Origin of the sequence: Roseovarius albus, assembly GCF_900172335.1 — a bacterium.
GTDB lineage: Bacteria > Pseudomonadota > Alphaproteobacteria > Rhodobacterales > Rhodobacteraceae > Roseovarius > Roseovarius albus.
In genome coordinates this window covers 125,535-139,064 of record NZ_FWFX01000001.1, presented here as the reverse complement: position 1 = coordinate 139,064, position 13,530 = coordinate 125,535, and the positions used below count along the sequence as shown (strand labels likewise).

The following is a 13,530-nucleotide window of genomic DNA, read 5'->3' as shown; positions in this document are numbered from 1 at the left end:
CATCTGTGCGCCCCCTCCCCTAGAAGCGGTCAGCATCAGTTTTTATCAGGCGGAGTTTGGACATGTCGAAACAGGATCAGCGCAACAAGATCGCAACTGGCGATGGCTTTATCGCAGCTTTGGACCAGTCCGGCGGATCCACTCCAAAGGCGCTCAAACTGTACGGTGTTGAGGCTGATCAATACGGCTCAGACGCTGAAATGTACGATATGATCCACGCCATGCGGTCGCGCATCGCCCAATCGCCTTCATTTGGTGGTGATCGTATCGTTGGTGCAATCCTGTTTGAAATGACCATGGACCGTCAGATCGACGGCAAGCCATCAGCCACCTATCTATGGGATACCAAGGGTGTCGTGCCCTTCCTGAAGGTCGACAAAGGTCTGGCAGAAGAATCCGACAGCGTGCAACTGATGAAGCCAATGCCAGAGCTGGGCGCCCTACTAGACCGCGCCAACGACGCCGGCATCTACGGCACCAAGATGCGCTCAGTCATCAACGCTGCCTCCGAAAGCGGGATCGCCGCCATCGTCGCGCAACAGTTCGAAGTTGGCAAAGAGATCCTTGCCAAGGGCCTGATGCCGATCATTGAACCGGAGGTGACCATTTCCATCGCAGACAAGACCGCGGCTGAAGACATCCTACTGGCCGAAATCACCAAGCAGTTGGACGCGCTTCCCGAAGGTCAGGAAATCATGCTCAAGCTGACCCTGCCTGAAACCGCTAATCACTACAAACCGCTGGTCGATCACCCAAAGGTTTTGAAAGTTGTCGCGCTTTCTGGTGGCTACAGCCGTGAAGAGGCCAACGACCGCCTGTCGCAAAACACAGGCATGATCGCCAGTTTCTCGCGCGCTCTGACCGAAGGCCTGAGCGCCCAACAAAGCGATGCCGATTTCAACGGCACGCTGGGCGAAACCATCGCGAGCATTCACGCGGCTTCGGTTGCGGGTTAAACGCACGCACACCGAAATTTGCGTCTGATTGACAGTTAACCCCGCCTCTTTGGCGGGGTCATTTGTTTAAAAACCTTTACTCCGTCTTGATCACTCTTTGCGTTTCTCGCAAAATCCGCATAGCTATTCATGCCATAGAGACATCGCCCAGATGAGCAACCGATTCAGCAAAACGCCCGAACCACCCTATTACGCTGTGATCTTCACCAATCAGTTGAGTGCCGAAGACGAAGGTTATGAGGCCATGGGCGACAAGATGTTTGAACTCGCGTTGGAGCAACCTGGTTGCTTGGGGGCTGAAAGCACGCGCGACAACACAGGGCTGGGTATCACGGTCTCCTATTGGGCAGATGAAGAGGCACTGTCCACTTGGAAGGCCAATGCCAAGCACCTAGTCGCACAGAATATGGGAATAGAGAAGTGGTACAGCCACTACGAGCTGCGCGTGGCCAAGGTTGAACGCGCTTATTCGGGGCCCAAAGGGCGGTCGGTGAAATAGATTTTGACGTGAGCTGTTTTTTTACTGCTCGGACCCCACCGTATTCTTGGACAAGGCGATGTTGATCAATTCAGTAAATATTGCAATCCCATGCTCCAACAGTTCATCTGGAAAGTCATAATCTGGATTGTGCGAATCAGGGCGCCCTTCTCCTGCCCCCAATCCAAACATTGCTCCCTCGTATCTTTGGGTGATCTCACCAAAGTCTTCACCCCAGCGAAAGGCGTGATCGATCACGTGAAACGAATGGGCCGTGTTCTGCGCAGCCTGTTTCCTCATCCGGCTAGAACAACAACACCACTCGACCACTGATAGGACGTTCAGATAGGCCCTGTGCCAGACCCGGCAGAATCGTCATGTGCCCGTCATGCACGCAATTGTGTCTAACTCCATCGTAAAGGAATCGATACGGTAGATTTTGATTGATCTCACGGATGGGCAAGGCATTCAGTTCAGCCCGGACCATCACCCTTTGCCCAGGCCTTGCACCGTTATATACGGCAGCAAACCCTGCGCCGAACAACGGAACAATTTCGTCCGCTGGCGCATGTGTTTCCAGAAACTGGCGTAAGTGTTTTGAAGTCTCCGTTTCCGAACGTCACGCCTCGGGGTGTGCATGAATCCAGTGGCGGAGCTCGAAAAGTTTGGGCAGGTCAATCTTCGCGCCGGTATCTTTCAAGTTTCGCTACTCACTTCTCCGAACTCTGTTCGAAAAAGGTCGTTCTGTCCAGAGCCATACACTTAGCATCAAAGTACTCAAAGCAGTCCGATTTCACCGGACAAATATTAATTTGATCAAATTATTGAATCCAGCTAGTGTCGCCACAAATCAGATGGGATGCATCACATGGACCTGAGCGAATATCATACTTTCCGCGTGGCAGGCTGCGACCTCAATGGCCAGATGCGGGGCAAGCGTGTTCCCGGAAGCTATGCTGCAAAACTGGACAAGGGGGCGGTGCGCATGCCGCTCTCAGCGCTCAACGTTGATATTGCCGGGGCGGACATTGAAAATTCTCCGTTGGTCTTTGAAACCGGCGATGCCGATGGCATTTTGAAGCCCACAGATCGCGGGGCGGTCCCGCTGCCGTGGCTGAGCAGTGAACAAGCGCTGGTGCCCATGGGCATGTATTGGGAGGATGGCCGTCGGTTCGAAGGCGACCCGCGTCATGCGCTTGTCGATGTGTTAGAGCGGTACAGAGCCAAAGGCTGGACCGTGATTGCCGCAACGGAATTAGAATTCACCTTGGTGGATGATCGAGATGGTGCCTTGACCCCCGCGCGCAACCCGTTCACCGATCGCACGCTGGAAACGCCCGAGGTCCTGTCGCTGACCCAGATGGATTACTTTGATGATTTCCTCTCGAGTCTATATGAGGGATGCATCGCAATGGGCATCCCGGCGCAAACCACGACCAGCGAGGCGGGCATTGGCCAGTTTGAAGTCACTCTGAACCATCAGGATGCCATGCGTGCCTCAGATGATACGTGGCTTTTCAAGGCGCTGATCCGCGGTTTGGCCCGCAAGCATGGCTTTGCCGCAACCTTTATGGCCAAACCCTTCGCCGATGATGCCGGAAACGGTATGCATATGCATTTCTCAGTTCTGGATGCGGACGGTCAGAACGTCTTTGACAATGGCGGAGAAGAAGGTAGCGAAACTCTGCATCACGCCATTGCCGGTTGTCTGCAGGCAATGCAGGCCAGCACGCTTATATTTGCCCCACACGCAAACAGTTACGAACGACTTGTGCCCGGAGCGCACGCGCCAACCAGTATTTGCTGGGGCTATGAAAACCGCACCGTCGCCGTGCGCGTTCCTGGAGGTGCACCCGTAGCCCGCCGGATTGAACACCGCGTCGCCGGCGGGGACATCAACCCCTATCTGAACTTTGCCGTCGTGCTGGGCGCTGCGATCTATGGGGTCGAAAACCAATTACAGCCTCCTGCACCGGTCAGCGGAAATGCCTATGAGCAGGACCTTCCGCAGCTTGCCTCAAGCTGGGATCATGCAATTGAGCTGTTCGAAACGGATGCAATCATCGCCGATATTTTCCCGTCAGGGCTGATCCGCAACTTTGTGATTTCAAAGCGTCAAGATCAGCGGGTCATGGCAGGCACCCCTGCAACCGATCACTGGAGAACCTATCTCGAAACCGTGTGACCTGTGCTAAGCTCCAAAAATGGGGCTTGCCTTATGACGCAGAGTCGGCCAATTTGCAATTTGATCAAATTATGGAGTTCCCATGAAAATCGGCATCCTGATGACAGGACACGCCCTCCCTGAAGTCCAAGCAGACCGCGGGGATTATGATTCAATGTTCGCCAAGCTGTTGGAAGGATACGGCTTCGACTTTGAAACTTACGACGTTGTGAACGAGTCTTATCCCACCCGTCCAAAAGAAATGGACGGTTGGATCATAACCGGGTCAAAACACGGCGCTTACGAAGATCATCCCTGGATTCCGCCGCTTGAAGAGTTCATTCGCGCCACCTACGCAGCAGATGTGCCAATGGTTGGCATTTGCTTTGGCCACCAGATCATCGCGCAGGCACTTGGCGGCAAGGTCGTGAAATTCGATGGTGGCTGGGCTGTTGGCGGCACCAATTACGATATCGAAGGGCAAGATCTGAACTTGAATGCCTGGCATCAAGATCAGGTTATTAAATTGCCCGAAGACGCCAAGGTCATTGGCTCAAACGATTTTTGTGCCAACGCGGCTCTGATGTACGGAAATACGATTTATACCATTCAACCCCATCCTGAGTTTGACGCAAAGATCATGGAGCACCTGATCAATCTGCGCGGCAAAGGGCTTTTGCCCGAGGACCAATTGGACTCTGCGACGCAGAAACTCTCGAAGGTGACAAATAGCAATGTGATTGCCGACCGCATCGCGCGGGTATTCAGGCAGGAGGCTTAAGATGAAAAACTGGACAAAACAACTGCCGACACCGGCGCAAGATTATCTGGATGGTAAACGTCTGGACGAGGTGGAATGCATCATTTCAGACCTGCCCGGGATCGCCCGCGGCAAGGCCGTGCCTGCCACGAAGTTTATCAAGCAAGACTATTTTCACCTGCCGGATTCGATCTTTTACCAGACCATCACTGGTGATTGGGGCGAAGCGGCCGATGACGATGGCTTCATCGAAAAAGACATGATCCTGCGACCTGACTTTGAAACTGCCACGGCTGCCCCGTGGACGGGTGACTGGACGTTGCAAGTGATCCACGATGCCTATGATCGCGATGACAATCCGATCCCGTTTTCACCACGTAACGTGCTAAAGCGCGTCGTTCAGCTTTACCATGATAAAGGCTGGACCCCTGTTGTGGCCCCGGAAATGGAGTTTTTCCTTGTCGCGCGCAACATTGATCCTGCTCAGGAAATCAAGCCAATGATGGGCCGTTCTGGGCGTCCGGCTGCGGCACGTCAGGCCTATTCGATGACGGCTGTCGACGAATTTGGTCCGGTGATTGACGACATCTATGATTTTGCCGAAGCACAGGGGTTTGAGATTGACGGTATCACCCAAGAAGGTGGCGCTGGTCAGTTGGAAATAAACCTATTGCACGGCGACCCGGTAAAGCTGGCCGATGAGGTGTTCTATTTCAAACGCCTGATCCGCGAGGCCGCGTTGCGTCACGATTGTTTTGCCACCTTCATGGCTAAACCGATCGAAGACGAGCCCGGCAGTGCCATGCATATCCACCATTCGATATTGGATCTTGAAACCGGTGAAAACATCTTCTCCAATGCTGACGGCAGCGCCACGGACGCGTTTTACCATTTCATCGCAGGCATCCAGAACCATATGCCAGCCGGTCTGGCTGTGATGGCCCCTTATGTGAACAGCTACCGCCGCTATGTGAAAGACCACGCCGCCCCAATAAATTTGGAGTGGGCGGGCGACAACCGCACGACAGGCATTCGTGTGCCGCTATCTGGCCCCAAGGCGCGCCGGGTTGAAAACCGCATTGCCGGGATGGATTGCAATCCCTATCTGGGCATCGCTGTTTCACTGGCCACGGGCTATCTCGGCTTGATTGAGCAATCCAAACCGCGCGACGAATTCAAAGGCGACGCATACGAGGGTGATGGCGATATCCCGCAAGTGATGGGCGAAGCTCTTGATCTGTTTGACGGGGCAAAGGCCTTGCATGAGGTCTTGGGCCCTGAATTTGCACGGGTTTATTCCATCGTGAAACGCGCGGAATACGAAGAGTTCTTGCAGGTCATCTCGCCTTGGGAGCGTGAACATCTACTGATGAACGTGTAAACCAATGGCCCTCAATCTGCTGTTCACCAATGACCGCAAAGGTCATTACCCTGAGAGCTGGTATGCCAACAGCACTGCCTTGCCCGAAGAACGATCGGCGCTGACTGGGGATACCCGGGCGGATGTTTGTGTTGTTGGCGGCGGGTACACCGGCTTGTCGGCAGCACTACTTCTGGCGGAAAAGGGCTTGAATGTTGTGCTGCTTGAAGCGCACCGCGTTGGCTTTGGTGCTTCGGGCCGCAATGGCGGGCAGCTCGGCAGTGGGCAACGGGCAGATCAGGAAAGCATTGAAAAGTGGGTTGGGCAGGACGATGCGCGCAAGCTCTGGGATCTGGCGGAAGATTCAAAATCCCTCGTCAAGTCACTGGTTTCAAAACATAATATTGACTGCCACTTGAAACCCGGCATTGCGCATATGTGTTTTTCGCAAAAGGAAGTGCGTGAAGAGCACGACTATGCCAACTTTCTGGAAGAGCGTTACGGCTACACCGAGAATCAAAAGCTTGATCATGACGCCGCGCAAAAAATCTGCCCATCCCCGGCCTATGTTGGGGGCAGTCTGGACATGAGTGCGGGGCATTTGCATCCGCTGGCCTTTGCCATTGGTTTGGCGAGGGCGGCAGAGGCTGCAGGCGTGAGAATTTACGAAAAAACGCTTGTTTCCAAAATCATACCGGGCGTTCCCGCCCGTATAGAAACTGAGAAGGGTACGGTCACAGCCGACCATATCATTCTGGCTTGCAATGGCTATCTGGGCGGATTGGAAAAGAAAGTCGCATCACGCGTGATGCCGATCAACAACTTCATCGCAGCGACGGAACCGTTAGGAGATGAAGCGACCAAAGTGCTGACGCAGGATATCGCTGTGGCCGACAGCAAGTTCGTTGTGAACTATTTCCGTCTGAGCCATGACAAACGTCTGCTGTTTGGTGGCGGCGAAACCTACAGCTACCGGTTCCCCAAGGATATTGGCGCGCTTGTGCGCAAGCCAATGACGGAAATTTTCCCACACCTTCATGACATTAAGATCGATTTCGCTTGGGGTGGGACATTGGCCATAACGATGAAACGCATGCCGTATCTGGCGCGTATTCAGCCCAATATTCTCAGCGCGTCTGGCTATTCCGGGCATGGGGTTGGTACGGCGACTCATGCCGGGCATTTGATGGCTGAAGCGATTGCCGGAGAGGCCTCGGGCTTTGAAACCTTCTCGCGTATTCCAACCATGCCCTTCCCCGGCGGACCGGCCTTGCGTCCACCGCTGCTGGTGCTGGCCATGAGCTGGTACGCCCTGCGGGATCGGTTGGGAATCTAACAGAAATTTTTGTACAACCTGTACAAGTTTCACGTGGGTTTTGTACAAAACTTTGCCAACGTCCCATTTGAGCGCCACGAGGTCGCAATTCAGATATTGCCGATCTGCAGTCGTGATAATTTGGTCCTGTAAGGTGCTGCATCGCCCCGGGCTGTGCAGAGAATTGGGAAGCCGGTAGAATTCCGGCACTGCCCCCGCAACGGTAACAAAGGTAAGGGCGCGACACACCGCCACTGGGACGAGGAACCCCGGGAAGGCGTCGCAACCGGCGAAAGCCCCTTTCAAGTCCGGAAACCAGCCTTGCATAACGTCAAATCGCGGGTGGCGATGCGGGCGGGTGGTTTGGGTGCCGGTCCTCGTCTGTGCCCCAGCACTTGGCCGTGCCGCTTCCTGCCCCAGCAAAGCCGCGGGGTGCGGCAGGAGAGCCAAAATGAACCCCACTACATCCGAGCTGCTGGCCCGGCGCAAACAAGGCCATGCGCTGGAGCAAGCCTTTTACACCAGTCCTGAAGTCTATCAGGCCGATCTGGAAAGCATTCATTACCGCGAATGGCTGTTTGCCATTCCCGCCTGCGAGCTGGAAAAGCCGGGCAGCTTTGTTACTCACAAAGTAGGCGCATATCGCGTGATCATCGTGCGCGGCGCCGATAACCAGATCCGGGCGTTTCACAATGCATGCCGCCATCGCGGTTCAATCATCTGCAAAGTGGCTAAGGGTCATGCGCCGAAACTGGTCTGCCCTTATCATCAATGGACCTATGAACTAGACGGTTCGCTGTTGTGGGCGCGCGAAATGGGACCTGACTTTGACCCCAGCCAGCATGGGTTAAAAACCCTGCATTGCCGCGAGTTGGCCGGGTTGGTGTACATCTGCCTGGCCGATGAGGCACCGGATTTCGATACCTTCGCCGATATCGCCCGCCCTTATTTAGAGTCTCATGATTTGGGCAACGCCAAGGTCGCTTTCGAGAGCACGATTGTTGAGAACGGCAACTGGAAACTGGTCTGGGAAAACAATCGCGAATGTTATCACTGTGGCGGAAATCACCCGTCACTGTGCCGAACCTTTCCCGATGATCCATCGATCACCGGAATCGAAGGAGGTGAAACGCCACCGAAGCTGCAGGCGCATTTCGACCGTTGCGAGACCGCGGGCCTGAAGGCTGAGTTTTATCTGCACGGTGACGGCCAGTATCGCCTCGCTCGTATGCCGCTCAATGAGGGCGCGGAAAGCTACACGCTGGACGGAAAGGTAGCCGTGCGCCGCTGGCTGGGGCGCGCACCTTTTGCAGATGCGGGTAGTCTTTTGAAATTCCATTACCCAACCACATGGAACCACTTCCTGTCGGACCATTCGATTGTGTTTCGCGTGACTCCTGTTAGCCCGACCGAAACCGAGGTGACCACCAAATGGCTGGTGCACAAGGATGCTGTTGAAGGCGTGGATTATGACCTGACACGGCTAACCGAAGTTTGGATGTCCACCAATGACGAAGACCGTCGCGTGGTTGAGGACAACCAGCAGGGCATCAATAGCCCCGCCTATGTCCCCGGCCCTTATTCACCAACGCAGGAAAGCGGCGTGATCCAGTTTGTGAACTGGTATTGCGACATGCTGGCCGAACGACTGGCCCCTGAAACCATGGCAGCGGAGTAAGTCATGAACGATCTGAGCCCCTCAATCGCATCCGCGACCTGGCAGGATTCCGAAATGCTGGAATGTGTTTCGGTCGTGCCGGAAATGCCAAACACGGCCAGCTTCTCCTTTCGCGCCCCGTCGGGGGCGCTGTTTGCCTATCAGCCGGGGCAGTTTCTGACGCTTGAGATTCCAGCCCCCGGTCAACCGGGTGGCGTGGTGCATCGCACCTATACAATCTCTTCGTCGCCGTCGCGGCCCCGGTCGATCACCGTCACCGCCAAGGCACAGCCGGATAGTATCGGAACGCGTTGGATGCTGGACAATTTGAAGCCGGGGATGCGAGTCAAGGCGCTTGGCCCGGCCGGTCTGTTTACCAATGATGGCAGTGCGGCGCGAAAGTTTCTGTTCATTTCCGCCGGATCGGGCATCACGCCGATGATGTCGATGACCACCTGCATGTGGGACGAAGGGCAGGATCTGGATGTGGTGTTCATCAACTGCGCACGCCGCCCATCCGAGATCATCTTTCGCCAGCGGTTGGAACAGATGGCCAGCCGGACCTCGGGGTTGGATCTGAAGTTTGTTGTCGAAGAGCCTGATCCGTATCGGCCTTGGAGTGGCTACCAAGGCCAGTTCAATCAGCTGATGCTAGGCCTGATGGCACCGGATTATCTGGAGCGTGAGGTCTATTGCTGTGGACCAGAGCCATTTATGCAGGCGGTGCGGGATGCGCTGGCCGGGCTTGGCTTTGATATGGATCGTTACAATCAGGAGAGCTTTGGAGCACCGGTTGAAACCGAAGCGGATCAGCCTGAGTTGGATGATGTCATTCCGGATGACGACAGCAAGGCCGAGATTGTGTTCTCAACCTCGGGCGTGACCGCGAAGGTGGCGGAAACCGATACCGTTCTGGGGGCGGCGCGGGCTTCGGGACTGAACATTCCGTCCGGCTGTACCTTTGGCGTTTGCGGCACCTGCAAGATCAAGAAAACCGCGGGCGAGGTGCATATGGTGCACAATGGCGGGATATCCGAGGATGATATCGAGGCCGGTTATATTTTGGCCTGTTGTTCCAACCCGATTGGACGCGTCGAAGTCGAGATCTGACGCTTTACAATGAGCATGAGGGGCGTCTTATTGGCTGCCCCTCGTACGTTGCCGGCAAATCGACCTGCTCCTCCGGAGCTTCCTGATACGAAACCTCAACCTCTGGACTGTAGACACCTAATCAATCATGCTCTGTGTATCGAAGCTTCTCATAGCCAGTTAAGCAAAGCCTACTTAGGAGAGAAACATGTCGTACCGGTTGAGTTTGGCTACTTTGGTCTTCGTTGCAAGTGCAGGGTCATCTGCGGCTGAAGCGACCCTTGCCGTATCACTCAATCTGGGAAAAGACAGCAGCTTTAATTCTACGGAATACAAATGCGAGAATAACACAAGCCTTTCCGTGAAATATGTAAACGCCGGGGTAAACTCCCTTGCCATCATGCCCATTGAAGATGAAAATCGCATATTTGCGGCTGTTATTGCAGGCTCCGGCGTCCGGTATATGTCCGGCCCTTATACATGGTGGATCAAGGGAAAGAACGCCATGTTAGAAAATGTAATGGATGATGGTGAGCCAGTTAATTGCGCCGCTAAAGATTAACATCCTGAAATTTTAATAAAAATCACTCTACATAACTACCGTTTTACTGTGGTTCCTCCGCATTTCGGAGGAACCTCGCTTGTGTTTTGCGACGGGCAATAAAACAGTTGGATTCTACATTTATGTCCTATAGATCTTCGGGTTATCCGAAACTGTCATTCAGGAAACCGAAATGAGCAGCGCCCCTAACGTCTATGACGCTGAGCCAATCCCAGAAACTGTCCGTGCTGAAATCGACCAGATGCTGCAAAGCGGCGATCTGTTTCGTTATACCGCGCCGGAAAATGCACCGGTTGCACTTTTGGAGCGTGAATTCGCCGAGATGATGGGCACGCGTTATGCGCTGGCGGTGAGCAGCTGCTCCGCTGCACTGTTCCTCTCGCTCAAGGCGCTGGGCCTGCCCCGGGATGCCAAGGTGCTGATCCCGGCCTTTACCTTTGCTGCAGTGCCGTCGTCGGTAGTGCATGCCGATTGTATTCCGGTGTTGTGCGAGGTGGGCGACAACTACCGCATCGACATGGCTGATTTTGAAGCCAAGCTGAACGACGTGCAGGCGGTGATCATCAGCCATATGAGGGGGCACACCTCGGACATGGATGCGATCATGGCGCTGTGTGACGCCAAGGGCGTGCCTGTGGTCGAGGATGCGGCACACTCGTTGGGCACCGTCTGGGGCGGGCGTAAGGTCGGCACCATTGGGCGTGTGGGGTGTTTCAGCTTTCAATCTTATAAGCTGGTCAACGCCGGCGAAGGTGGCATTCTGATCACCGATGATGCCGATCTGATTGCCCGCACGGTGATCATGTCGGGTGCGTATGAGCATAACTGGGCCAAGCATTTCACAGACACAGATGATGTGCTGAAGGCGGCTTTTGCCAAATGGCAGAACCAGTTGCCACTGTATAACCTGCGGCTGAACAACCTGTCCGCGGCAATCATCCGGTCGCAATTGCCTGAAGTAGCGCGCCGCGTAACTGACGGCCGGGCCAATCATGACTATGTGGCGGGCCGGTTGAACACCTCTGCCTGGATGCAGGTGCCCGAGAAACTGGCCCCCGAAGAGCGCGCGCCGGATTCGATTCAGTTCAATCTGGTGGGGCTGAGCGAAGACGAAACCCGTGCGTTTGCGGTTGCTGCCGCAGAACGTGGCGTAAAAGTGCAGGTCTTTGGCCTGTCAGCAGACAACGCGCGTGCGTTTTGGAATTGGCAGTTTTTGCCCGGAGACACACCCACCCTGCCCCAGACCCGTGCCATGCTAATGAAGGCCTGCGACGCCCGCCTGCCTGCGCGACTGACTAAGGCTGATCTGGATGCGGTGTCTGACGCCCTGTTGCGGGCGGCTGAGGACGTGATGGGCCGGGCACAGGCCTACGGCACCTAAGGTCTTGACTCTTTGACGTAATCGTTGCTCAACTGCCCGAATGAGCAACGATACATTCCCCAATGGTGCAGCCTGGATCAAAGGAGAGGTTGTCCCGATTGAACAAGCCGCGATTGGCGTGACCGATTGGGCAGTGACCCATTCTGATGTGACTTATGATGTGGTGCCGGTTTGGGACGGCGCGTTTTTCCGGCTTAATGACTATCTGGGTCGCTTTGAGGCGTCGATGCGGGCCTACCGTATGGACGTGGGCATGGACCGATCGCAGATTGCAAGCGCGTTGCACGACATGGTGGCACGGTCCGGGCTGAAACAGGCCTATGTCGCGATGGTCGCCGCACGGGGCACGCCGCGCATTGCCGGAAGCCGGGACCCGCGCGATTGCGACAATCACTTTTATGCGTGGTGTGTGCCCTATATCCATGTGGTGAAGCCCGAGGTCGCCGCGGCGGGGGTAAGCCTGTATATTCCGGACAACGTCCATCGCATTCCGGACCAAAGCCTGAACCAACGGGTGAAGAATTACCACTGGGGGGATTTCACTGCGGCGTTGTTTCAGGCCAAAGATAACGGGTTTGAAAGCGCCCTGCTCACTGATGGGCATGGCAATCTGGCGGAAGGTCCGGGGTTCAATGTGTTTGCAATCTTCGGTGATAAAGTGGTGACGCCTGCGCAGCATGTTTTGCATGGCATCACCCGCCGCACCGCGCTGGAGCTGTGCCGCGAGAACGGTTTTGAGACCGAAGAACGCGCCTTGCCCTTGAGTGAGTTGATGGAAGCAGATGAAATGTTTCTGACCAGCTCCGGTGGCGGGATTTTCCCGGTGGCGCGTGTGAACGCGCATCACTTTTCAAACGGGGCTGCCGGACCGAAGGCAACCCAGCTAAGGGCCGCTTATTATGAACGGCTAAAGCAGCCGGGCTTTAGAACCGAAATAACTTACTAGCATCAGTTGACCTTGGCGGCAGCCTCGATCACGCCCGTGCTTTGGTTCTGCACCAGTACGACGACAGGCTGATCACCCTCAACGTTCTGGCTGAATTCCAAAGGCGCTGCAGTATCCCACTCATTAATCACCGATAGATCGGTCACTACATTGGCGTAGCTGATCGTGCGGCCTGCGTTTTCGCCAGATTTGATCTCGACTTTGTTGTCGGGGCTGTAGCGAACCAGTTGGACGGTCAGAGGATCGGAAAAGCTGGCCTCAGTTGTGGCTGCAATCTCAATCTGGTCGCCATCGCGGGTCAAGGTAAGCGCCACCGAAGGCTCCTTGTCCTGATGCATCTCGATCAGGTCGGTCACATCCATCGGGCGGTTGCCAACGACATGATCCTGACCGTTGATCACCATCTGCGGGGTATAGATCATCCGGCGCCCGCCTTTGCGCGCATAGCTGCGTTGGCGTGTAGTGTAATCCGGGTTGGCGAAGACATCTTTCCAACCGATATAATCCCAGTAATCCACATGCAGCGCCAGTGCGATCACATCCTCACGTTCCGCCAGCTTGTGCAAAAACGCATCTGCGGGTGGGCAGGACGAGCAGCCCTGCGAGGTGAACAGTTCCACCACGACAGGCTGATCCTGTGCGGCAACAGGGGCGGCCAACATCAGGCTGGCAAGAAGGCTGGCGATGGTGCGACGCATGGGTAATGATCCAATATCCGACTTTGAGTGTTTATAAACGTTAATCCGGCACTGCCGAAATAACCAATCAAGGTTTCGCGAGAGATGTGTGATTTCCCGAAACAATTATTTTTGTGTGCAATGGTATACAAATTAACCATCTCCCTCTTGATCCCCTCTCGCAA

The 13,530-nt window shown here is 55.1% G+C and carries 13 protein-coding genes and 1 riboswitch; of the genes, 11 read left to right on the top strand and 2 right to left on the bottom strand.

Annotated features, from left to right (window positions below; all coding sequences use genetic code 11):
* Positions 1 to 62: 62 nt before the first annotated feature.
* Both ROA7450_RS00675 and ROA7450_RS00670 read left to right on the top strand, forming a co-directional pair.
* The gene (locus ROA7450_RS00675; protein WP_085803694.1) at positions 63 to 956 is read left to right on the top strand and encodes a fructose bisphosphate aldolase; all 894 of its coding nucleotides are present in this window, start codon (positions 63 to 65) and stop codon (positions 954 to 956) included.
* A gap of 151 nt (positions 957 to 1,107) precedes the next feature.
* The gene (locus ROA7450_RS00670) at positions 1,108 to 1,455 is read left to right on the top strand and encodes an antibiotic biosynthesis monooxygenase family protein (RefSeq protein WP_085803693.1); all 348 of its coding nucleotides are present in this window, start codon (positions 1,108 to 1,110) and stop codon (positions 1,453 to 1,455) included.
* Between the two features lie 21 nt (positions 1,456 to 1,476).
* Here ROA7450_RS00670 and ROA7450_RS21105 read toward each other — a convergent pair whose 3' ends face one another.
* Positions 1,477 to 1,734 carry a M20/M25/M40 family metallo-hydrolase gene (locus ROA7450_RS21105; protein WP_200812908.1) on the bottom strand — a complete coding sequence of 86 codons (258 nt, stop codon included), beginning with the start codon at positions 1,732 to 1,734 and terminating at the stop codon, positions 1,477 to 1,479.
* 568 nt (positions 1,735 to 2,302) lie between these two features.
* On the opposite strand from ROA7450_RS21105, the gene ROA7450_RS00660 reads away from it, so the two are divergent.
* From ROA7450_RS00660 to ROA7450_RS00620, 9 genes are all read left to right on the top strand, one after another.
* Entirely contained in the window at positions 2,303 to 3,619 is a 1,317-nt protein-coding gene (locus ROA7450_RS00660; protein ID WP_085804119.1) for a glutamine synthetase family protein, read from the top strand.
* Between the two features lie 82 nt (positions 3,620 to 3,701).
* Positions 3,702 to 4,379: a type 1 glutamine amidotransferase gene (locus ROA7450_RS00655; protein ID WP_085803692.1), complete on the top strand. Its 678-nt coding sequence runs from the start codon at positions 3,702 to 3,704 to the stop codon at positions 4,377 to 4,379.
* Between the two features lies 1 nt (position 4,380).
* A complete protein-coding gene (locus tag ROA7450_RS00650) occupies positions 4,381 to 5,739 on the top strand; it encodes a glutamine synthetase family protein (protein ID WP_085803691.1) in 1,359 nt (452 codons plus the stop codon).
* Positions 5,740 to 5,743: 4 nt separating this feature from the next.
* Complete coding sequence (locus ROA7450_RS00645) at positions 5,744 to 7,054, top strand: NAD(P)/FAD-dependent oxidoreductase (RefSeq protein ID WP_085803690.1); 1,311 nt, start codon at positions 5,744 to 5,746, stop codon at positions 7,052 to 7,054.
* A 114-nt stretch (positions 7,055 to 7,168) separates the two neighbouring features.
* Positions 7,169 to 7,371: riboswitch (cobalamin riboswitch) on the top strand.
* A 113-nt stretch (positions 7,372 to 7,484) separates the two neighbouring features.
* Positions 7,485 to 8,711 (top strand): aromatic ring-hydroxylating oxygenase subunit alpha, encoded by a 1,227-nt coding sequence (locus ROA7450_RS00640; RefSeq protein ID WP_085803689.1) that lies wholly within the window; start codon positions 7,485 to 7,487, stop codon positions 8,709 to 8,711.
* A gap of 3 nt (positions 8,712 to 8,714) precedes the next feature.
* Positions 8,715 to 9,800 carry an FAD-binding oxidoreductase gene (locus ROA7450_RS00635; RefSeq protein ID WP_085803688.1) on the top strand — a complete coding sequence of 362 codons (1,086 nt, stop codon included), beginning with the start codon at positions 8,715 to 8,717 and terminating at the stop codon, positions 9,798 to 9,800.
* Positions 9,801 to 9,987: 187 nt separating this feature from the next.
* Positions 9,988 to 10,341 carry an MliC family protein gene (locus ROA7450_RS00630; protein WP_085803687.1) on the top strand — a complete coding sequence of 118 codons (354 nt, stop codon included), beginning with the start codon at positions 9,988 to 9,990 and terminating at the stop codon, positions 10,339 to 10,341.
* Positions 10,342 to 10,513: 172 nt separating this feature from the next.
* Entirely contained in the window at positions 10,514 to 11,722 is a 1,209-nt protein-coding gene (locus tag ROA7450_RS00625; protein ID WP_085803686.1) for a DegT/DnrJ/EryC1/StrS family aminotransferase, read from the top strand.
* Positions 11,723 to 11,762: 40 nt separating this feature from the next.
* Positions 11,763 to 12,668 (top strand): aminotransferase class IV, encoded by a 906-nt coding sequence (locus ROA7450_RS00620; protein WP_085803685.1) that lies wholly within the window; start codon positions 11,763 to 11,765, stop codon positions 12,666 to 12,668.
* A 2-nt stretch (positions 12,669 to 12,670) separates the two neighbouring features.
* Here ROA7450_RS00620 and ROA7450_RS00615 read toward each other — a convergent pair whose 3' ends face one another.
* On the bottom strand, positions 12,671 to 13,366 hold the full coding sequence (locus tag ROA7450_RS00615) for a DUF1223 domain-containing protein (protein ID WP_085803684.1): 696 nt from the start codon (positions 13,364 to 13,366) through the stop codon (positions 12,671 to 12,673).
* Positions 13,367 to 13,530 lie beyond the last annotated feature (164 nt).